This window comes from Pedobacter nototheniae (assembly GCF_032678625.1).
Classification (GTDB): Bacteria; Bacteroidota; Bacteroidia; order Sphingobacteriales; family Sphingobacteriaceae; genus Pedobacter; species Pedobacter nototheniae_A.
Genome location: NZ_JAVTSO010000001.1, coordinates 42,318 through 62,007, shown reverse-complemented (window position 1 = coordinate 62,007; position 19,690 = coordinate 42,318). Strand labels below are relative to the sequence as shown.

Genomic DNA, 19,690 nt, shown 5'->3' with positions numbered 1-19,690 from the left:
ATGTATCCAGAATATTTAGTAGAACCAATGCGTAAGGAATTAACTAACGTAGGTTTTGAAGAGTTAAAAAATGCACAGGAAGTAGATCAGGCCATTAAAGGCGAAGGGACTGTTTTAGTTGTGGTAAATTCTGTTTGTGGTTGTGCGGCAGCTAATGCACGCCCTGCGGCAAGAGCAGCAGCAGCACACGAAAAACACCCGGATAAATTGGTTACTGTATTTGCAGGAATGGAAAAAGAAGCAGTAGATCAGGTAAGAAATTACATGATGCCTTTTCCTCCATCTTCACCAGCTATGGCTTTGTTTAAAGATGGTAAATTGGTTCACATGATCGAGCGTCACCAAATTGAAGGCCGTCCTGCACAAATGATTGCGGATAACTTAATTGGAGCATTTGAGCAATATTGCTAATAAATATTTGTCATGCTGAGGCACGAAGAATCTCTACTGAGGCTGTTTATATACGCCAATATAGAAATTCTTCGTTCCGCAGGTTGACCGATAATAAATTTAAAAATCTTTATTAAGCAGCTTTTCAAGCTCTCCAAAAGAAACATTCATTCTTACCCTGCCTTGTTTAGCGTAAGATATTTCTCCGGTTTCTTCTGATATAATAACCGCCACGGCATCTGTAGTTTCTGACACCCCGATTCCTGCCCTGTGCCTTAAACCAAATTGGGAAGGCAACTGATCATTATCTGTTAAAGGTAAAATGCAACTGGCACTTTTAATCTTATTTTCTGAAATAACAACAGCTCCATCATGCAACGGACTGTTCTTTTGAAATATACTTTCAAGTAAGCGTTTAGAAATTTTAGCATCCACAACTTCGCAGCTATTTGCGAAAAATTGTTCATCATAAAATTTAACAAATACAATTAATGCACCTGTTCGGGTTTTTTTCATGCTTTTACAAGCGTCGATAATAGGTTTTATACGGGCAAGATTATTCCTTTCTATTTCTTTGCGACCGAATAAATAACCCCACCAGGCTTTGTTTTTCTGTAAGAATGCATTTTTCCCAATTAATAAAAGAAAGCGTCGTATTTCCGGGTGGAAAATTACAATCAGGGCGATAATTCCTACGCTCATAAATTTCTCTATGATGGCGGTTAAAAGTTTCATGTGCAAAGCATCAACTATTCTATAAAAAATAGCAATGATAAGCATGCCTACTAATAGGTTTACGGCTAATGTATTGCGAATAAGCGTGTACACATAGTAGATTAGTAGTGCAACCAGCACAATGTCTATAACATCAGTAACCGTGAACTTTACGAAATCAAAATCTAATGCTGTTTTCATTTGCGGCAAGATAGTAAAACTGTTTTCAGTATACAATTTTCAATAACTGATTAATTGATAATGTGCTTGTCTACTTGAAGTTTGCTGAGGATTTAGTGTTTGATGTTGTTTTTCTTCTTTTTAGAGAAATTCGACCGGCCAAATCGCTTCGAAGCAAGAAAGTGGGTACAAGGATTTTAGCGTGCTCTCCAGCGAAATGCTGCTATGCCGGTGGCGTGCTTGGGCAAGTTAAGGGGAATTTAAAGTTAGTTTCGCATGATGGAAAACTTGCAATTTCCTCCTAAAAAGGCCTAACTACTATTTCTACGTTACGCTTTTAAACCGGCATGGTCAATGTTTCGGTGGGCACTGAAAAAGCCTTATTACTAACTTTAAGAGAAAGATTGCGAGCCGGCAACTATTTAATAGTTGTTTATGTTTTTATTTGTATCAATGAGCTCGCAGAAATGCTCGGTTTTGCTTCTTTGGTTGTCCAAAGAAGAGAGGCCCCGCGGCGAGCGGCTGGATAGTATTGTCTTAGCCAGACGGCCTTTTTTCTTTTTCTTGATAAAAAGAAACAAAAATCAAGGCTTGCATCCTTTCTTGAATAGCAAGATCAGAATTCCAATAGTGGCAATATGAGGCTTAGGCCTTTTCACAACCCTGCGCCCGCTGCATATTCCCTTGGTTATTCGAAGCATGGAAGGAAGTATAAAAATTCTAATATGCTCTTCGGCGAGATGCTGCTATGCCGGTGGCGTGCTTGGGTACGTTAAAGAGAAATGAAAGTTAGTTTAGCATGATTTAGCAACTGTACTTATCTCCCAGCAAGGCCTAACTACTATTTCTCCGTTCAGCCTTTAAACCGGCATGGTCAATGTTTCGGTGGGCACTGGACAAGCCTTAGTAGTTACTTTAAAAGAAAGATTGCGAGCCGGCAACTTTGCTTCTTTGGTTGCCCAAAGAAGAGAAGCCCCCGCGGCGAGCGGCTGGATAGTATTGTCTTAGCCAGACGGGCCTTTTTTCTTTTTCTTGATAAAAAGAAACAAAAATCAAGGCTTGCATCCTTTTTTGAATAGCATCATCAGAATTCCAATAGCGGTAATATGAGGCTTAGTCCTTTCACAACCCTGCGCCCGCTGCATATTCCCTTGGCTATTCGGGAACACTAAAATTTCTGCAAGAATTCTAATATGCTCTCCTGCGAAATGCTGTTATGCCGGATGCGTACTTGGGTTAGAACAGTAGAAGATTTAAAGTTTGTTTAGCATGATTTTGCAATTGCTATTTACACCCAACAAGGCCAAATTACGATTTCTCCGTTAAGCTTTTAAACCGGCATGGTCAATGTTTCGGTGGGCACTAGACAAGCCTTATTAGTTACTTTAAAAGAAAGATTGCGAGCCGGCAACTTTGCTTCTTTGGTTGCCCAAAGAAGAGAAGCCCCCGCGGCCAGCGGATAAAGTTATTGTCTTCGCCAGACAGGCCTTTTTTCTTTTTCTTGATAAAAAGAAACAAAAATCAAGGCTTGCATCCTTTCTTGAATAGCATCATCAGAATTCTTATTGTGGCAATATGAGGCTTAAGCCTTTTCACAATTCCTGCGCCCGCTGCATATTCCCTTGGCTATTCGGAACACTAAAATTTCTGCAAGAATTCTAATATCCTATTCAGCGAAATCCTGCTATGCCGGAGGCGTACTTGGGTAAGTTAAGAGGAATTTAAAGTTAGTTTCGCATGATGTAAAACTTGCAATTTGCACCCAGCAAGGCCTAACTACTATTTCTCCGTTCAGCTTTTAAACCGGCATGGTCAATGTTTCGGGGGGCACTGGACAAGCCTTAGTAGTTACTTTAAAAGAAAGATTGCGAGCCGGCAACTATTAATAGTTGTTTATGTTTTTATTTGTATCAATGAGCTCGCAGAAATGCTCGGTTTTGCTTCTTTGGTTGCCCAAAGAAGAGAAGCCCCGCGGCGAGCGGATAAATAACCTATTAACCAACTAACCGATCAACCAGTTTTACACATTCAACCGCTTCCTTCACATCATGAACCCTTAAAATACCAGCGCCTTTTTGTAAAGCAATTGTATTTAAAACACTTGTTCCGTTTAAAGACTGTGCAGCCGTTGTTTTTAAAACTTTATGAATCATTCCTTTTCTCGAAAAGCCAACCAATACAGGCAATTGGAATATTTTAAGTTCCTGCATCTGATTTAATAATTCATAATTGTGTTCGATCGTTTTACCAAATCCAAATCCAGGATCAATAATTAGATCATGAACTTTTAAAGCTTGCAGCGCAGCGATTTTTCTCGCTAAATAATCAATAACATCCAATAAAACATTTTCGTAAACGGGGTTTTTCTGCATGGTTTGTGGGGTTCCCTGCATATGCATCATGATATATGGAACCTGTAATCTTGCTACAGTATCAAACATCAGGTCGTCCATATCTCCCGCCGCAATGTCATTTATAACGTGTGCGCCAGCTAAAATGCTTTCTTCTGCAACTTTTGCCCTGAAGGTGTCAACAGAAATTATAGCCTCAGGAAATGTTTTTGCCAAAGTCTCTATAACCGGAACAAGCCTTGCAATTTCTTCGTCCGCTGTTACGTCCATAGCACCGGGTCTTGAAGAATAGCCCCCGATATCGATAAAGGTAGCCCCTTCATTTAAGAATTGTTCAGCTTTTTTAAGGGCCTCTTCAGTAGAATTGGTCCTGCTACTGCTGTAAAAAGAATCTGGCGTTATATTCAAAATGCCCATTACCTTAGGCTTAGACAAGTCGATTAATTTGCCTTTAACATTAATACTTTGCTTCGGTTCAAAAAAGTTTTGTGGCATAATAAACCCTTTCGGGATTTGGGTTTCGCTTTAAAAATGTATCTTTAGCTTTTGTTTTTTCGATACAAAAATACACTAAAAACTAAATAATTATTGGCTTTGGCAGAAACAAATACCTCTACAGAATTTGATCACGTAATCGGCGTTTGCAGATCATTATTTTTAAAGAAAACGAAAGATTATGGTACCGCATGGCGTATTTTAAGACCAAGTTCTATTACCGATCAGATTTTTATTAAAGCACAAAGAATCCGTACGCTCGAGGAAAAGAAGATTAATAAAGTTGGTGAAAATATTACTTCGGAATATATTGGCATTATTAATTATTGCGTAATTGCAATGATGCAGCTGGAGCTCACAGATACTGACCCTACCGAACTTCCATACCAGTTTGTTGAAGATTCTTTCAATGAAAAAGTAAATGAAACCAAGGACTTAATGTTTGCTAAGAATCATGATTACGGAGAGGCCTGGAGAGATATGCGGGTGAGCTCATTAACCGATTTGATTTTAATGAAAATATTAAGGGTTAAACAAATTGAAGATAATGAAGGTCAAACCTTAGCTTCGGAAGGCGTAAACGCAAACTATCAGGATATGTTAAACTATTCGGTATTTGCTTTGATTAAATTAGGGTTTGCTTAAAATTAATCGAATTAGAGCCCATGCCGCACAATCGTTTTAGAACTATGATCTTAAAGGATGAAATAAATAAGGAATAACAAGTGAATTAACATGACACCTATATGGTTTTGTAAATCCATATAGGTGTAAAGGATAAGATCATAATTACTTAGTTCCTATTAAAAAACAATAAATAAGCACATGAAAAATACATTATTAACCATTTCAAGAATTTTAGTAGGTGCGCTTTTTATTTTTTCAGGGTTGATAAAAGCAAATGACCCACTTGGATTTGGTTATAAACTGCAAGAATACTTTGAAGTTTTTCATATGGGTTTTCTGAGTGGAATTGCAACAGGTATTGCTATTTTGCTCTGTACTTTGGAAATTGTTTTGGGTGCTTTATTACTTTTAGGTTTATGGGGTAAAAAAGTAGCCTGGGGTTTGTTGTTGCTAATTATATTTTTTACCCTGTTAACATTTGTTTCGGCGGTATTTAAAGTTGTAACCAGTTGTGGCTGTTTTGGAGATGCTATTCCATTAACACCTTGGCAATCTTTCGGTAAAGATTTAATCTTGTTGGTTTTAATTCTCTATATTTTCTTTCAAAAAGAATTTATACATCCGGTAACGACTAAGTCTGCAACTCAAAGGAATATAGCCATTATAGTTACTTTGGTATCCTTATTTTTTGGCCTGTTTACCTATAATTTTTTACCGGTTATAGATTTTCTGCCTTATAAAGTTGGGGCGCATATTCCATCACTAATGGTTATCCCTCCGGGAGAAAAACCCGATGAATTTCAGATTATGTATCACCTTAAAAATAAAAAAACTAAGGAAGAAAAAGATATGAGTGATAAGGAGTACCTTAAAACCAAAATCTGGGAAGATAACAACTGGGAAATTATAGGCGAGCCAATCAAGAAATTAATTAAGGAAGGATTTTCTCCAAAAATTAAGGATTTGATTATTACTGATGCATCAGGAACAGATTATACAAAAGAATTAATAGAAAATCCTTACTACAGTTTGGTTTTTGTTGCCTACAATCTAAATGAAACTAATTTAAAAGCCATAGGCGATTTAAATGCTTTAGCTATAAATGCAACACAGCAATTTAATATCCGCACCGTTCTGTTAACATCCAATTCTGCTCAGGATGCGGCTGTATTCATCAAGCAGAATAACCTTTTCTCAGAAGTGTTTTACGCCGATGCTGTGCCATTAAAAAGTATGGTCAGGGCAAATCCAGGCATTTTACTTTTAAAAAATGGGGTTGTAGTTAATAAATGGCATTATCATAGTATGCCATCATTTGATGAGCTTTCTAAAAAATACTTCGGCAAATAATGATGTTCAGCTATGCATTAAAAAAGCTATTGTATGGATTGGCCGTAATGGCCGGTGTTGTACTGATTGTTTTTTTATTGTTTAATATTTTGCCCGGCGATCCGGCAAGGATGACAATGGGGCAGCGGGCCGATGTACAATCTTTAGAAGCGGTACGGAAGGAATTTGGTCTGGATCGCTCTAAACCTGTCCAGTTTATTCTTTATGTAAATGACCTTTCTCCAATTAGTGTTTTAGATAATAATACTGCAACACAGGAAAAATATCATTATGCAAAAATATTTGGCTTTGGAGAAAAGGCATTGGTGTTTAAATGGCCTTATCTGCGCAGTTCTTATCAAACCAGGCGTGATGTTACCGCTATACTTTCAGAAACGGTTCCAAATACTTTTATCCTGGCACTTACAGCTATGATATTTGCAACACTTATTGGTGTTTTGCTCGGCGTATTATCTGCCGTATATAAAGATAGCTGGATTGATAAAGCTGCAAACAGTTTTGCTATTTTAGGCATATCCGCACCTTCATTCTTCGCGGGAATTATTATTGCATGGCTTTTTGGTTTTGTTTTAAGTAATTATACCGGTTTAAGAATGAGCGGTAGTTTATATAGTTACGATCCATTTAAAGGAGAAGTGCTTACATTGAGAAACTTATGGCTGCCCATGATTACCCTTGGACTTAGGCCATTGGCTATAATTGTACAACTCACCAGAAGCGCCATGCTTGATGTACTGGCTCAGGATTACATTCGTACAGCAAAGGCAAAAGGACTTGGCAAAAATGCCATTATTTATAAACATGCCTTGAAAAACGCCTTAAATCCCGTTATTACAGCAATTTCAGGTTGGTTTGCTTCCCTATTAGCTGGCTCATTTTTTGTTGAATATATTTTTGGCTATAATGGTTTAGGACGTACAACGGTAACGGCCCTCGAAATGTCTGATTTTCCAGTGGTAATGGGTTCCATATTATTTATTGCTTTTGTGTTCGTAGTGATTAACATCCTGGTGGATATTTTATATGCATATGTAGATCCAAGGGTAAAATTAAATTAAATTATGCTGGAGGAAATGGTAAACTATACGCAGGTAGCGGATGAACGGATTATCTCTGTTTTCAATTCTACTGCAGTTGATATGCCTGAAGCAGAAAAATTATTTAGTCATGTGTTAAATGCACAACACATCTGGGTTAACCGCATTACAGGAGAAAAAGCACTTTATGGCGTATGGGATATCCAGTCTAAAACCTCATTTGTAAAAATGTCTGCTGATAATTTTATCCAAATCAGAACAATATTAAATGATGTTCCTTTAAATCAAATGATTATTTATTCTAATTCTAAAGGCGATCAATACCAGAATAAAGTAGAAGAAGTTTTATTTCATTTATTAAATCATTCTACTTATCATCGTGCCCAAATTGCTACTTTATTTAAAAAAGCTGGTTTTACACCACCAATAACCGATTATATTATGTTAAAACGCGATCATCAATTATGAAAATTTTTCTAATAGGATTTATGGGTTGCGGTAAAAGTACAAAAGCAAAGCAGCTGGCACATCGTTTAGAATGCCAGGTGATTGATCTTGATGCAGAAATTGTACAGTCGACAGGTAAAACCATTGCAGAGTATTTCACTGAATTTGGTGAAAACGCTTTTAGAGATTTAGAACGCGAAACATTAGAAAATTTTAACTATCCTGAAACCTGTGTAGTGGCAACTGGCGGTGGCTTGCCATGTTTTTTTAATAATATGGAATGGATGAATGAAAATGGTGCAACTATTTATCTCCATATGGAACCTGCAGCATTAGTTTCAAGATTGCACAATCGTCAGAAACGGCCGCTTATAAAAGATATGGACGATGAACAACTTCTTGAGTTTATAAAAGTGAAACTAAAACAACGAGATCCTTTTTATACCAAAGCGCAAATTATAGTTAATGCACTTGATTTGGATGCTGAAAAATTAGAAGCTGAATTAAAAGCCAGGCATACACTCAACTAAAAAACGTTTTGCTATTGAAGTTATATTCGATTTGCTTCGCCAATTTGTAAAGCCATTACTATTTCTCTGTTAAGTTTTTAACCGGTATAGTCCTTTTAAAAGAAGGTAATGAGTATGATTTTGCAGTTGCAATTTCCTCCCAGCAAGGCCTAACCAATATTTATCCGTTAAGCTTTTAACCGGCATGGTCAATGTTTCGGTAGGCACTGGACGAGCCTTAGTAGTTACTTTAACAGAAAGATTGCGAGCCGGCAACTTTGCTTCTTTGGTTGCCCAAAGAAGAGAAGCCCCCGCTGCGAGCGGCTGGATCATATTGTCTTAGCTAAACGGGCTTTTTTCTTTTTCTTGATAAAAAGAAACAAAAATCAAGGCTTGCATCCTTTCTTGAATAGCAAGATCAGAATTCAATAGCGGCAATATGAGGCTTAGCCCATTTCACAATTACAGCGCTCGCTGCATATTCCCTTGGTTATTCGAAACACTAAAATAACTGCAAGAATTCTAATGTGCTCTTCTGCGAAATGCTGCTATGCCAGATACGTGCTTGGGTTAAAGCAGTAAAAAGTTAAGGTTTGTTTAGCATGGTGCAGGGATCTACACCCCAACAAGGCCAAACTACTATTTCTCTGTTAAGCTTTTAACCGGCATGGTCAATGTTTCGGCAGGCACTGGACGAGCCTTAGTAGTTACTTTAACAGAAAGATTGCGAGCCGGCAACTATTAATAGTTGTTTATGTTTTTATTTGTATTAATGAGCTCGCAGAAATGCTCGGTTTTGCTTCTTTGGTTGCCCAAAGAAGAGAAGTCCTGCGGCAAGCAGATAATTTTTAACTCTCAATCCCAATTAAAGCCGGCTTTCATCTTCCTGATCAAATTGCTCTTCAATATATTTAATCTTTGTTTTTCCATGAGGGGCAGGTTCTCCGTAGTCGTTAATGTTTACGAAAACAATTTTATCAATCGTTAGGATACTCTTACGGGTAATTTTATTTCTTACCTCACAGCACATGGTGATAGAAGTATTACCGAAATTTGTTGCTGTAATGCCCATTTCAATAATATCACCAAGCTTTCCTGAGCTTACGAAATTGATTTCAGACATATACTTAGTTACTACTTTTGGGTTCTCCAGTTGAACAATGGCATAAATAGCAGCTTCTTCATCAATCCATTTTAAAAGACTTCCGCCAAATAAACCGCCATTTGGATTCAGGTCTTCGGGTTTTATCCATTTACGGGTGTGGAAATTCATACATTATAGTTTACATGGAGACCATACAGATCTCCCTGTACTGTGAAAGACAAAGCTATCTTTTTAAAAATTATTATTTTTCAGGATAGCGTAATAGTTTGAGGGTTTAACAATGGTATATGTTGCCATTGCTTTGTTTACGGTTTTATCTTTCTATGGAATTAGATTATTTTTTTACTAAGCGGATGTAGAATCCTTCAAAAAACTGATTTCACGATCAATGATTTTAGCAGATAGCAAGGCCAAAGGAATTCCGCCGCCAGGGTGTACGCTTCCACCACAGAAGTAAAGGTTCTTAATTTTTGAGCTAAAATTAGAATGTCTTAAAAAGGCTGAAAATTGATTATTCGAACTGTTGCCATATAAAGATCCCTGGTAAGAACCCGTTTTAGTTTCTATGCCTCTTGGATCAAGAATTTCTTCGCAAATAATGCTGGCTTCAATGTTGGTATTTAAAATACGGTTGATCTTCTTAATGACATTTAATTTAGCTTCCTGAATCAATATGTCCCAGTTTTGACCATGGTTGGCTGGCACATTTATCATTACAAACCAATTTTCGCAATCTGTAGGTGCGTCACTTTTAATGTGTTTAGCTGTAATGTTAATGTAAATTGTAGGATCATCACCTATGGTTTTGTTTTTCCAGATGGCATCAAATTCGTTTTGGTAATGTGCGGAAAATAAGATGTTATGAAGGCCCAATTCGTTATGAGTGCCCTTTATCCCCCAGTAGAAAATTAAAGCTGAACTACTGCGTTCCTGCTGCAAAAGCTTTTTAGGAGGGGGTATTTTTTTAAGCAGGTTTTTATAGGTAAACCAGATATCGAGATTGGAAACGACTACATCAGCTAATAAAACCGAACCATTTAATTTTATGCCTTTTATTTTAGGTTTTTGAGCATCGGAATAAATAATTTCGTCAACCTTTTGGTTAAAATGAAAATTAATGCCTAAGTCTTTCGCTAAATTCACCAAAGAGGTAATAATATTATACATTCCCTTTTTAGGTAAAAATGCACCAAAATGATATTCAAAATGCGGGATTACATTTAGGGTAGCCGGCGCCTGGTATGGATCGGAGCCATTATAAGTAGCATAACGGTTAAAAAGCTGCACAATTCGCAGGTCTTTAAAGAAAACTTTATTAGCCCGATTTTGAGTTCTGAATGCATCAATCCTGCTAAAGTGAAAAAGTGATTTAATGGTATCAAAATGCAGGTAACTTTTAATTTTATGTAAGCTTCTTTCCAGGAAAACCTTGTGTGTAACCTCGTAAATTGTTTTGCTTTTTTTCAGATACAATTCGACCTCTTTTACGTTGGAACTGGTTTTTTCTTCTATTTCTTTTGCGAATTTTTTGAGATCTGCACCTGCAGTTAGCCGCAAACCATCTTCGTAAAAATACCTGCAAATTTCATCCAGCTTGTCGTACTCAAAATAATCAGCCGGGTTTTTGTTTGCAATTTTAAAAAGCTCATCTACAAATTGTGGCATAGTAAAAAGGCTGGGTCCCGCATCAAATCTGAAACCGCTTAAATTCAGTTCGTTCAGTTTTCCGCCCGGATTGCTGTTTGCCTCAAAAACATCAACATCATAACCTTTTACAGCCATGCGTATGGCTGAAGCGATGCCGGCGATTCCGGCACCTATAACGATTGCTTTTGGTTTAGGCATGTTTAGGAAAGGGAAATAAAATGATTTTCGGAATTTTTAATCAACCAAACAGCTTGTTTAAGCTGCATTAATCAGTTTACTTCAACGCTTCTAAATAAACATTTGTTTGCTTTTCTACCTCATTAACGGCAAATTTTATGGCCGAACCTATTCTTGTGGTTTCTACTTTAACGGGCATTTTATTAATGGTGGCCAAAGCATCTATATACCATTTACTCCAAACCTCAATAATATGCTTTTCTTCTGCTGCAGGTTTACCCTCGGCAATTGCTTTTTTGCTTAACTCAAATTCTGTCTTTAAACGGATTAAAGCATCATTTTTAACCTGGGTTATCGTGGCACTGGCTGTATTTTCATCCGCATTAATCAGGGTATAGGCAGCAGTTAAACCGCTAATACCAACGTTCTTCATTTCTGTTGGCGAAACTTTATCTATACGGTCATTGTCTGTATGGTAAAAAACATCGGTAAAATGCCACATTAATAAGCCAGGGATTTTATTTTGAAGAAAAGGTGTATGGTCGCTTCCGCCTTCAAAAGGATTGTAGTTTACAGTCCAGTTGGCAAATTTGCCTTGCGCTTTGCATATATCGAAAATAAAATCATTAAAGTAATGCGGGAAAAGGTCTTTCTCCTTTACATCACCAGCACCCCACTCAGTGTGCTTGTCTGTTCCTCTCGTCCATATTGCAGAAGGGTCGGGCATTTTTTCAATTAAGAAAGAACCCCCGGTTTTTTTTGTGTCTTCCCCAACCATATCCAGGCTCATTCCCCATAAAATTCCTTTTGCTCTAACCGAATCATCGGTAATGTAACGCCTTGTTGAAACAATTTCATCACCCCATAAAAAGGTTAATGTACGCAGCGGTTTTATTTTCTTAGCCTGATATAATTCAGCCGTTAAACGGGCCATTTCTGCCAGGGTTCCAACGCCGCTTGCATTATCATTAGCGCCTGGTTCCTGTACGTGTGCACTAAATACAAAACGTTCGTTTGGCTTTATGCTTCCATGTACATTTGCAACAATGGTCAACTCTTCAGAAGGATAAATTTTTGTTTCAATATTAACTTTAAGTTTAACAGCACCTTTTTCGCATGCAGTCTTTAGTTTTTCTTTTGCAGCGTAGGATAAAAGAAGTGTCCAAACCTCACTGTTGGCTTTCATGCTCCCAAACTGAATAGAAGTTTGGTGAATTTCTGGCTGCGTATATTTAGGCATGGAATAACCTAGAACGCCAATAGCACCTGCTTTTGTTGCAATAGATAGTAATCTTGAAGGATGTGATTCAGAAAAGATGATTTTACCTTTCAGGTCCATCTTCTCAATTTCAGAAGGCGTTATTTTTGAAAGAAAAATAACCTCTGCTGTAGAGCCACTGGCAGGGGTAGATACGCAGTTAATCGGAATCATGTTGCGGTTGGATTTATAAGAAATCAGTGGAGCGGACTCACCTATAATTTCAACACTGGCATCAACAGGCTCCCAGGTGTTATTTTTCATTGCCCGTTTTTCAATCCGGTAGGTTAGTGGCGCTTCAAACTCATCTTGTTTTTGTTCTACAAAACCAGCTTTCTTTAAAATGCTCTCTACCTGTTTAATAGTAGCATTAAAACCAGTATTACCGGGTACCCTAAAGTATTTTTCTACAAAAGCTGTTGTTTCAAAAGCATTTTTTTCATTAAAACCTGCTCTGGTTAATTTGAAATATGGATCTGCAGGACTTTGGGCGTAAGTGCCTATACCCGCAAAAAGCAGCGCTAAAAGTATCTTTGTTTTCATATAAAAGCTAAAGCCGAAAGATACTAAGAATAATTTACAGCAATTAATCCTGAAGACTAATCGTAACGTTTTCCTCTTTTATTTTTTAAACCTTCATCTACAGATAATGGTCCGGAGCCAACAACCCAAAATAGAATTAGCATAAAAAGCACTAAAACCGATAGCCATAATTCTGAATTGAGCATAGAAAATCCATAGGTAAGGTTAACAAAAAAGACGGCAAATAATAAAATGGGGATTTGAATAACTACGGCAAACCGGGTAACTAATCCCAACGTAATTAAAATGCCGCCAACTAAGTGTGCAAAAGCAATAATATGGATGGCAACACTAATTAACACACCCGAAAAGCCAAATACATTGTTCTGGGTAATTAAGTTTTGCAGTGTCGATGTGTCGCTAATAAATGAAACCCCTTTGCCAAAAATAACCAGCCCGAGGATGATTCTTAAAAAATCAAGCCATTTTGATTGATGAACATCGCCCCAATGTTCAATTTTACGGATAACGTTCATGATGAACCTCCTTTTTATGTGAAATGATGTATTAAGTTACAAATTAATATCTAATAATCAAATAATTAGTTGGCATCAGGGGTGAATTAAAACTTATTTTTTTCTTCCAATAAACCGTATTACCGATCCTTTCCCATTGTGAAAAAGACCTTCACTCAATTCAATTTCTTTTTCTGTTAATTCTAAAATTTCATAGTTGGCAAAATCCAATTTTACTTCATCCGTTGAAAATAACATGGCAATGTCTTTAGGCCCGCCTACTTTTTCGTTTTTAGCAATATAGGAGAGGTGATTTTTGCTAAAGGCTTCAAAAATAATCAAACCACCCTTTTTTAAATATTTATCGAGCGTTTTATGGTATGAAGATTTAATGTTGGCTGGAAAGTGAGCATAAATTAAAGCAATTGCATCAAACTGTGCCACGTCATAATGTAATGTCTGCAGTTCACCAATTTGATAGTTAATCTTCACATCGTTAATTTCTGCAAGTTTAAGTGCCTTATTTTTACCCTCTATACTGATGTCAAAGGCAAAGGTTTTCCAGCCCGTTTTAGCCGCAAAAATGGCATTTCTGCCTTCGCCTTCTGCTGGAAAGAGTATGGTTCCAGGGTTTAATTTTTCAAGCTGTTCTTTTAAATAATCATTAGGCTGTTCACCATAAGCAAACTCTTCATTGCTGTACCGCTCATTCCATCGTTCAATCCAGGATTCGTTCATTATTTTTTGTTGATTTAAGATCGTTGATGTTCAAATATACATAAGCCTTATAGTTGTGAAATGTAATTACGGGTAAGTTATTTGTAAAAAAAGCCTTGATATTTAGTTTTCAGTAGAACAGATTATATTAAATCGTAATGTAAATTTAATTTAATCTTAACTTGAACCGTTTTGGTTTTTGGTATAAATTTTGTATTATTGTGAAAATAGAAGGGTTTTTTATCATGAGCAAAGAAGTTTTAGAGTTTTCAGTACAGATTGATGAGAAATTTGACCTGAATTTTAATTGGTTGGGTGGTTTTTGGGGCGCTGCATTAAAATTTATTGGTCAATAAGCATTTATCTTATCCTCGGTAACAAGTGAAATCTTACTTGTGCGGGTGGATATTGCTGCTATTTTGCGTATAAAATAACATCCTTATTTCTGTAACGCTTAACCTTTAAGCCCTTTTTCTTATATTTGCGTCATAATGAGCAGAAGAAAACCCGGTACGGTAACTATAATTCCCAGTGTACACATTATTGATATTGCAGAAGAAGGAAAAGGAGTAGGTAAGGCAGATGAATTAGTCATTTTTGTAGACAAAGCCGTTCCAGGCGATGTTGTTGATGTAAGATTAACCAAAAAGAAAAAAAACTTTGCAGAAGCCATAATTGAGCAATTGCATGAAAAATCTGCATTAAGAACCGATCCTTTTTGCCCTCATTTCGGAACCTGTGGTGGCTGTAAATGGCAACATATGGGCTATGATTCTCAATTAAAGTTTAAACAAAAAAATGTTGAGGCTGCCTTACAGCGTCTTGGTAAAATAGATACCTCTTCTGCAGAGCCTATTTTAGGTTCAGCTAAAAACAGGTATTACCGCAACAAACTGGAATTTACCTTCTCTAATAAACGCTGGTTGGAAAAAACAGATATTGAGCGTGATGAGGATTTTGATATGAATGCTCTTGGTTTTCATGTTCCTTTACGTTTTGATAAAATTTTGGACATTGAGCATTGCTATTTACAGGATGAGCCTTCGAATCAAATTCGTAATGCTGTTCGTAATTATGCAACCGAAAATAAATTATCGTTTTACGATTTACGCAACCATGAAGGTGTTTTGCGCAACCTGATTATTCGTACCTCAACCACAGGTGAGGTTATGGTAGCGGTTATTTTTGCCTACCCTGAACAAGAACAGGTTGATGGACTAATGAATTTTTTAAAGTCAGAATTCCCACAAATTACTTCTCTGCTATATATTGTTAACCAGAAGAAAAATGATACAATTTTTGATCAGGAAGTCTTGGTTTTTTCAGGAAGGGATCACATTTTTGAGGAAATGGATGGCATCCGGTTTAAAATTGGTGTAAAATCTTTTTATCAAACCAATTCTGAACAGGCTTTTGAATTGTATAAAATAACCAGGGATTTTGCCGGTTTTAAAGGAGATGAACTGGTTTATGATTTGTACACAGGCGCAGGAACAATTGCAAACTTTGTGGCTAAAAATGTAAAACAGGTTGTTGGAGTAGAATATGTACCAACTGCTATAGAAGATGCTAAGTTTAATTCTGCTTTAAACGGAATTAATAATACCATTTTCTATGCTGGCGATATGAAAGATATTTTAACCGCTCAATTTATTGCAGATCATGGTAAACCGGATGTGGTAATTACAGATCCGCCAAGGGCAGGAATGCATGCAGATGTTGTGCAACGCTTATTGGATATGGAAGCCGAAAAAATTGTTTATGTGAGTTGCAACGCAGCTACGCAGGCAAGAGATTTAGAATTATTAAGCTCAAAATATAATGTTGAGCGCATTAAACCTGTAGATATGTTTCCGCATACGCAGCATGTAGAGAATGTAGTACTATTGAGGTTAAAGGCATAAATTTTAAGATTGTGCAATTGCAATCTTAAATTATGTATCGAACTTTTAAACCTTGTATCTTAAACCTTTTACTTTTAAAATGGATAGAGAAGAATTATTAGGCGCAACGCCGGAAGATGGTGGGACAGAAAAACAAAAAAGTCCGTTATTAAGTTTAGAAAAAGATTTAGAATTTTATTCAGAGTCTATAAAAGAAGTTGCTATAGAAATTATGGTTGAAGGCATATCTGCTCACCCTATTTTTATTGCACACCAGCACCAGGTTAATATTGGCGAGGTTATTTTAAATAAAGAAGAATTAAATACCGACTGGACTATCCAGGCTTCAACTTTAGAAGAGTTTGTAGAGAAAGGTATTATTAATAAAGAACGTAAGGAATCGTTTTTAAAAACGTATAAAAAACCTGAAAACTTTATGTGCTTATTTGTCGTTGTGCCCGAAGGTGCAAATTTTGTATATTATCCTTATAAAAAAAGCAGGGGATAAAATTATAGCAGGTTAACATACCGGTTTAATGAATTTCTATTAAAATAGAAACGCTGCGTTGCATCCACAAACGCAGCTGAATCATTAACTAAACCTATTTTATTAATTTACTCTCTTAACCTCACCACTTTTAGATGATGATGTTTTTTTGAGAGATGCATTACCTTTGAAATGAACATCGGCACCGCCGCTTGCTCCGGCTTCTAAGCCTTTATTTACCGAAATATTTACATCCGAACCTCCGGATGCTGTTACTTTTGCATATTCTGCAATAAACTCATAAGCGTCGATATCGCTGCCACCACTGGCTTGAATGCTAAGATTTTCTGCTTTACCTTTTAAATCAACATCACTGCCACCACTGCTTTGAAGCGTAAGGTCGTTACAAACCAAATTCAGTTTAATGTCCGAACCTCCTGATGATCTGATTGATATTTTATCTGCTTTCATCGTTCCTTCTGTAAATACATCCGAACCGCCTGAAGCCGTAAGCGCATTTAAATTTTTATAATGAACGTAAGCTTTAATCACTTGATTTTTAAATAGGCCACCCCAGCTAATCCCATCTTTCATTTTTATGGTCAGGTTGCCACCATTTTGTTCCACAACTATGTTTTTTAATACTTCGGCATCGGCTTTAATATTCAGGCTTTCTGATCCGCCTTGCGTTAAATAAAGATCTATGCCGCTACTAACGGTGATGCTATTAAAGCTTTTTACAGCAACATTTTTATTGTCTTGCGCTTTAGCAAAATAAGAACTGATGGCAATTAAAAATAAAAAGGCAGATGATTTGGTTATTGTTCTCATGAGAATATGTTTAGTAATGTGCTTACCTTTGCGCTTTTTTGTGCTCGGGCAGTTTGTGATTTTGTTTAAGTGTATTGATTAGACGTAAACAGGTAAGAAACGTTGCAAAAAAATTGAATTATTTTTGAATTTGTTTGTTTACCAGTTAAATAGCTTTTAATAAACAGGTTTTATAAGTTTGTTTTAACACATTTTAGTATGTTATCGCCATCTTTGATTAACACCGCATCTACAATACCCTTTTCATTTTTGGTAAAAACTATTTTGGGTTCAAAATCCATTAAGAAGAATGTATCCTGAGATTGAGGAAATAAATTAAAGGTTGGAAGTCCTGTAGTTTTTAACACTAAGTTTTTATCTTTCATTGTAATATTTACCTCCACATCATCGGGTCGCCTATATTTTCCTAAGTAGCTTTGCAGCACCCCATCGCTAACTTTTACAACTTTTTGTACCTCGTTTAATTTAGTGCTTTTAAGTGCTTTATGGATAATTTCAGTTCCCTCCGGCCAAAAAGCCCTTACCACGTTGTTGCAAATGATCTGTCCATTATCACCGTTAGTCAGAATTATAATTCCACGTTTCGATTTGGGCAACAGTACAATAAATGCCGCAACGCCAGCATCATTTCCTCCGTGTTCTATAGCATATTCTTGATGTGGGAGGTTTTGAATAATCCTCCATCCAAGTCCTTGTTTTAAATTTGGATTGATTTCGGCCTGTACTTTAGTCGTTTCTTCAAAAAGCTGACTGGAAATATGAATTCCGTTTAACGTTTCAATTGCAAATTTACCAAGGTCTTCCACTGTTGTAATCAGGTCATCGGCAGCACTTGGCTCCGAGGCATAATTACTTTTAGCATATTCTGTTCCGTTAGCATCGTACCATCTGCTAAACCTTTCAAAATCCTGCTTGCCGTTCCATTGGTGTTTAGTATCAACCATTTTAAGCGGTTTAAAGAGGATAGAATCTGCCAGTTGGTTTAAAGGTTTATGGAATTTATGTTCAATAGCCGATTTCAAATATTCCATACCTTCTCCAGAATAGTTAAACTTTTTCCCTGGCTCAAATTCAAATTCCAGTTTACCCGTTTTATTCATCCATCTCCAATTGGTAAAACCCGATTGTTGGCTTAATATATGGCGGGTGGTTATTTTTTTAGATAATGAATCTGAAGCAACATCCGGATCGGTAAAGTAATGGTACAAAGGCTCGTCTAATTGCCAATCGCCGTTATCGATTAATTTAAGTACCAATGTGGTAAATACAACTTTAGTAACAGAAGCAACATTAAAAAGCATGTTTACCGGAGCTGCATTGCCATTAAAATCTTTTCCATATACTTTTGCGTGTACTAATTTTCCATTTTCAATTATACCAAGGCCCACATTTGGTACATTTAAATCTTTTTGCCAGATGCTGATCTTTTTTTCGAGTGCCTGTATTTTTTGACCCTCCTTTATACTCGTCTTTCTCGTTTGCTGTGCATAACTATGTGTTGAAGAAAACTGGAAAAGGATAAGAAAAAGGAAAATTTTGTTTAAATATTTCATGCTTTTAGCGGTTTTACTTTTTATCACGTTATTAAAAGGACGTATGTAATTCGTTATTGTCACAAACATTTCAAAATATTTTTGAAATAGTTTGGCTTTCATCCTTAAAATCGTTCTTTTTGTATTCAATCCGCTTCATAAAAATGGCTACATCACAATTATTAATTCTTAACAAAAAACAAATTCAGCAAAAAATTAACCGCATTGCTTATCAAATTCTGGAAGATAACCTGAATGAGAAGGAAATTGTATTGGCCGGCATTTGGGATAGAGGTTATAAATTGGCTTTAAGACTTGAAAAAGTACTTAAGAAAATTGCTGATTTTAAAATTGTATTGTTAAGAATCGATTTGGAGCGCGAGAGCAGTAAGTTAATTGCTAAAACGGATTTAGATGAAAGCCATTGGAAAAATAAAGTAATTATTTTAGTAGATGATGTGTTAAACAGCGGCAAAACACTGGCCTATGGATTAGGTGTTTTCTTAAATACACCACATAAAAAAATCCGAACAGTAGTTTTAGTAGATAGAAGCCATAAGATTTTTCCTATTGCTACGGATTTTGTTGGTTTAGAGCTGGCTACAGTTTTAAAAGAGCATGTAGATGTAATAATGGACGTGCAAGGTGAGGAAGACCGTGTTTATTTGAGTTAAATAATCATTACAATGGTAACAACAGTTTTGCCACTTTATAAACCTGAGCGCAAGTGTTTTTTGGAAAAATTACCGCTATATGCAGTATATAAATCTCATCGGTATGCTGATTTTTAGCATCTTTTAACGGTAAAAACCTGAATAAATAGTTAAGAATAGGATTTTAATAACCGAACTCAGGTTATAAGTAAAACTGGTTTCCAAATAAACGCATATTACTCACGTTTTTCAATCAAAAAAGT

Annotated in this window: 20 protein-coding genes; 10 read left to right on the top strand and 10 right to left on the bottom strand. The window is 36.4% G+C overall.

The genetic code is table 11. The features are described 5' to 3' along the window. Positions 1 to 411, top strand: coding sequence for a BrxA/BrxB family bacilliredoxin (locus tag R2Q77_RS00325; protein ID WP_316801713.1), 411 nt, complete (start codon positions 1 to 3; stop codon positions 409 to 411). 99 nt (positions 412 to 510) lie between these two features. On the opposite strand, the gene cdaA is transcribed toward R2Q77_RS00325, so the two are convergent. After that, positions 511 to 1,305 (bottom strand): diadenylate cyclase CdaA, encoded by a 795-nt coding sequence (cdaA, locus tag R2Q77_RS00320; RefSeq protein WP_316801712.1) that lies wholly within the window; start codon positions 1,303 to 1,305, stop codon positions 511 to 513. A 1,973-nt stretch (positions 1,306 to 3,278) separates the two neighbouring features. Beyond that, positions 3,279 to 4,130, bottom strand: coding sequence for a dihydropteroate synthase (folP, locus tag R2Q77_RS00315; RefSeq protein WP_316801711.1), 852 nt, complete (start codon positions 4,128 to 4,130; stop codon positions 3,279 to 3,281). Positions 4,131 to 4,229: 99 nt separating this feature from the next. Here folP and R2Q77_RS00310 point away from each other — a divergent pair, with 99 nt between their 5' ends. The 5 genes from R2Q77_RS00310 to R2Q77_RS00290 all read left to right on the top strand — a co-directional run bounded on the left by R2Q77_RS00310 (position 4,230) and on the right by R2Q77_RS00290 (position 8,121). After that, positions 4,230 to 4,775: a DUF1599 domain-containing protein gene (locus tag R2Q77_RS00310; protein WP_316801710.1), complete on the top strand. Its 546-nt coding sequence runs from the start codon at positions 4,230 to 4,232 to the stop codon at positions 4,773 to 4,775. 180 nt (positions 4,776 to 4,955) lie between these two features. After that, positions 4,956 to 6,107: a BT_3928 family protein gene (locus tag R2Q77_RS00305; protein ID WP_316801709.1), complete on the top strand. Its 1,152-nt coding sequence runs from the start codon at positions 4,956 to 4,958 to the stop codon at positions 6,105 to 6,107. A gap of 2 nt (positions 6,108 to 6,109) precedes the next feature. After that, positions 6,110 to 7,165 carry an ABC transporter permease gene (locus R2Q77_RS00300; protein WP_316802741.1) on the top strand — a complete coding sequence of 352 codons (1,056 nt, stop codon included), beginning with the start codon at positions 6,110 to 6,112 and terminating at the stop codon, positions 7,163 to 7,165. A gap of 3 nt (positions 7,166 to 7,168) precedes the next feature. Beyond that, on the top strand, positions 7,169 to 7,612 hold the full coding sequence (locus R2Q77_RS00295) for a DinB family protein (protein ID WP_316801708.1): 444 nt from the start codon (positions 7,169 to 7,171) through the stop codon (positions 7,610 to 7,612). Next, positions 7,609 to 8,121 (top strand): shikimate kinase, encoded by a 513-nt coding sequence (locus tag R2Q77_RS00290; RefSeq protein ID WP_316801707.1) that lies wholly within the window; start codon positions 7,609 to 7,611, stop codon positions 8,119 to 8,121. Before R2Q77_RS00295 ends, R2Q77_RS00290 begins: the two co-directional genes overlap by 4 nt. A 69-nt stretch (positions 8,122 to 8,190) precedes the next feature. Here the strand turns inward: R2Q77_RS00290 and R2Q77_RS00285 are convergent, their stop codons facing one another. The 6 genes from R2Q77_RS00285 to R2Q77_RS00260 form a co-directional block, all read right to left on the bottom strand. Beyond that, entirely contained in the window at positions 8,191 to 8,433 is a 243-nt protein-coding gene (locus tag R2Q77_RS00285) for a hypothetical protein (RefSeq protein WP_316801706.1), read from the bottom strand. A 532-nt stretch (positions 8,434 to 8,965) separates the two neighbouring features. Then, positions 8,966 to 9,373, bottom strand: a complete 408-nt coding sequence (locus R2Q77_RS00280) for an acyl-CoA thioesterase (protein WP_316801705.1) — start codon at positions 9,371 to 9,373, stop codon at positions 8,966 to 8,968. A 177-nt stretch (positions 9,374 to 9,550) separates the two neighbouring features. Next, the gene (crtD, locus tag R2Q77_RS00275) at positions 9,551 to 11,050 is read right to left on the bottom strand and encodes a 1-hydroxycarotenoid 3,4-desaturase CrtD (RefSeq protein WP_316801704.1); all 1,500 of its coding nucleotides are present in this window, start codon (positions 11,048 to 11,050) and stop codon (positions 9,551 to 9,553) included. A 76-nt stretch (positions 11,051 to 11,126) separates the two neighbouring features. Further along, entirely contained in the window at positions 11,127 to 12,830 is a 1,704-nt protein-coding gene (locus R2Q77_RS00270) for a M28 family peptidase (protein WP_316801703.1), read from the bottom strand. Between the two features lie 56 nt (positions 12,831 to 12,886). After that, complete coding sequence (locus R2Q77_RS00265) at positions 12,887 to 13,345, bottom strand: DoxX family protein (RefSeq protein WP_316801702.1); 459 nt, start codon at positions 13,343 to 13,345, stop codon at positions 12,887 to 12,889. A gap of 93 nt (positions 13,346 to 13,438) precedes the next feature. Further along, positions 13,439 to 14,062 (bottom strand): class I SAM-dependent methyltransferase, encoded by a 624-nt coding sequence (locus R2Q77_RS00260; RefSeq protein ID WP_316801701.1) that lies wholly within the window; start codon positions 14,060 to 14,062, stop codon positions 13,439 to 13,441. Positions 14,063 to 14,286: 224 nt separating this feature from the next. Here R2Q77_RS00260 and R2Q77_RS00255 point away from each other — a divergent pair, with 224 nt between their 5' ends. From R2Q77_RS00255 to R2Q77_RS00245, 3 genes are all read left to right on the top strand, one after another. Further along, on the top strand, positions 14,287 to 14,397 hold the full coding sequence (locus R2Q77_RS00255) for a phenylalanyl-tRNA synthetase subunit alpha (protein ID WP_131539288.1): 111 nt from the start codon (positions 14,287 to 14,289) through the stop codon (positions 14,395 to 14,397). A gap of 135 nt (positions 14,398 to 14,532) precedes the next feature. After that, positions 14,533 to 15,945 (top strand): 23S rRNA (uracil(1939)-C(5))-methyltransferase RlmD, encoded by a 1,413-nt coding sequence (rlmD, locus tag R2Q77_RS00250; protein ID WP_316801700.1) that lies wholly within the window; start codon positions 14,533 to 14,535, stop codon positions 15,943 to 15,945. 79 nt (positions 15,946 to 16,024) lie between these two features. Then, complete coding sequence (locus tag R2Q77_RS00245; RefSeq protein WP_316801699.1) at positions 16,025 to 16,432, top strand: hypothetical protein; 408 nt, start codon at positions 16,025 to 16,027, stop codon at positions 16,430 to 16,432. 102 nt (positions 16,433 to 16,534) lie between these two features. Here the strand turns inward: R2Q77_RS00245 and R2Q77_RS00240 are convergent, their stop codons facing one another. Then, positions 16,535 to 17,242 (bottom strand): head GIN domain-containing protein, encoded by a 708-nt coding sequence (locus tag R2Q77_RS00240; RefSeq protein ID WP_316801698.1) that lies wholly within the window; start codon positions 17,240 to 17,242, stop codon positions 16,535 to 16,537. A 170-nt stretch (positions 17,243 to 17,412) separates the two neighbouring features. Beyond that, positions 17,413 to 18,795, bottom strand: a complete 1,383-nt coding sequence (locus R2Q77_RS00235; protein WP_316801697.1) for a serine hydrolase — start codon at positions 18,793 to 18,795, stop codon at positions 17,413 to 17,415. 143 nt (positions 18,796 to 18,938) lie between these two features. On the opposite strand from R2Q77_RS00235, the gene R2Q77_RS00230 reads away from it, so the two are divergent. Further along, the gene (locus R2Q77_RS00230; protein ID WP_316801696.1) at positions 18,939 to 19,448 is read left to right on the top strand and encodes a phosphoribosyltransferase family protein; all 510 of its coding nucleotides are present in this window, start codon (positions 18,939 to 18,941) and stop codon (positions 19,446 to 19,448) included. The last annotated feature ends 242 nt before the right edge of the window (positions 19,449 to 19,690 follow it).

Bases quoted from the DNA above. Each gene is read 5' to 3' on its own strand.
- R2Q77_RS00325 (WP_316801713.1), top strand. From the start codon at position 1: ATGTATCCAGAATATTTAGTAGAACCAATGCGTAAGGAATTAACTAAC.
- cdaA (WP_316801712.1), bottom strand. From the start codon at position 1,305: ATGAAAACAGCATTAGATTTTGATTTCGTAAAGTTCACGGTTACTGAT.
- folP (WP_316801711.1), bottom strand. From the start codon at position 4,130: ATGCCACAAAACTTTTTTGAACCGAAGCAAAGTATTAATGTTAAAGGC.
- R2Q77_RS00305 (WP_316801709.1), top strand. From the start codon at position 4,956: ATGAAAAATACATTATTAACCATTTCAAGAATTTTAGTAGGTGCGCTT.
- R2Q77_RS00300 (WP_316802741.1), top strand. From the start codon at position 6,110: ATGTTCAGCTATGCATTAAAAAAGCTATTGTATGGATTGGCCGTAATG.
- R2Q77_RS00295 (WP_316801708.1), top strand. From the start codon at position 7,169: ATGCTGGAGGAAATGGTAAACTATACGCAGGTAGCGGATGAACGGATT.
- R2Q77_RS00290 (WP_316801707.1), top strand. From the start codon at position 7,609: ATGAAAATTTTTCTAATAGGATTTATGGGTTGCGGTAAAAGTACAAAA.
- R2Q77_RS00285 (WP_316801706.1), bottom strand. From the start codon at position 8,433: ATGATCCAGCCGCTCGCAGCGGGGGCTTCTCTTCTTTGGGCAACCAAA.
- R2Q77_RS00280 (WP_316801705.1), bottom strand. From the start codon at position 9,373: ATGAATTTCCACACCCGTAAATGGATAAAACCCGAAGACCTGAATCCA.
- crtD (WP_316801704.1), bottom strand. From the start codon at position 11,050: ATGCCTAAACCAAAAGCAATCGTTATAGGTGCCGGAATCGCCGGCATC.
- R2Q77_RS00270 (WP_316801703.1), bottom strand. From the start codon at position 12,830: ATGAAAACAAAGATACTTTTAGCGCTGCTTTTTGCGGGTATAGGCACT.
- R2Q77_RS00265 (WP_316801702.1), bottom strand. From the start codon at position 13,345: ATGAACGTTATCCGTAAAATTGAACATTGGGGCGATGTTCATCAATCA.
- R2Q77_RS00260 (WP_316801701.1), bottom strand. From the start codon at position 14,062: ATGAACGAATCCTGGATTGAACGATGGAATGAGCGGTACAGCAATGAA.
- R2Q77_RS00255 (WP_131539288.1), top strand. From the start codon at position 14,287: ATGAGCAAAGAAGTTTTAGAGTTTTCAGTACAGATTGATGAGAAATTT.
- rlmD (WP_316801700.1), top strand. From the start codon at position 14,533: ATGAGCAGAAGAAAACCCGGTACGGTAACTATAATTCCCAGTGTACAC.
- R2Q77_RS00245 (WP_316801699.1), top strand. From the start codon at position 16,025: ATGGATAGAGAAGAATTATTAGGCGCAACGCCGGAAGATGGTGGGACA.
- R2Q77_RS00240 (WP_316801698.1), bottom strand. From the start codon at position 17,242: ATGAGAACAATAACCAAATCATCTGCCTTTTTATTTTTAATTGCCATC.
- R2Q77_RS00235 (WP_316801697.1), bottom strand. From the start codon at position 18,795: ATGAAATATTTAAACAAAATTTTCCTTTTTCTTATCCTTTTCCAGTTT.
- R2Q77_RS00230 (WP_316801696.1), top strand. From the start codon at position 18,939: ATGGCTACATCACAATTATTAATTCTTAACAAAAAACAAATTCAGCAA.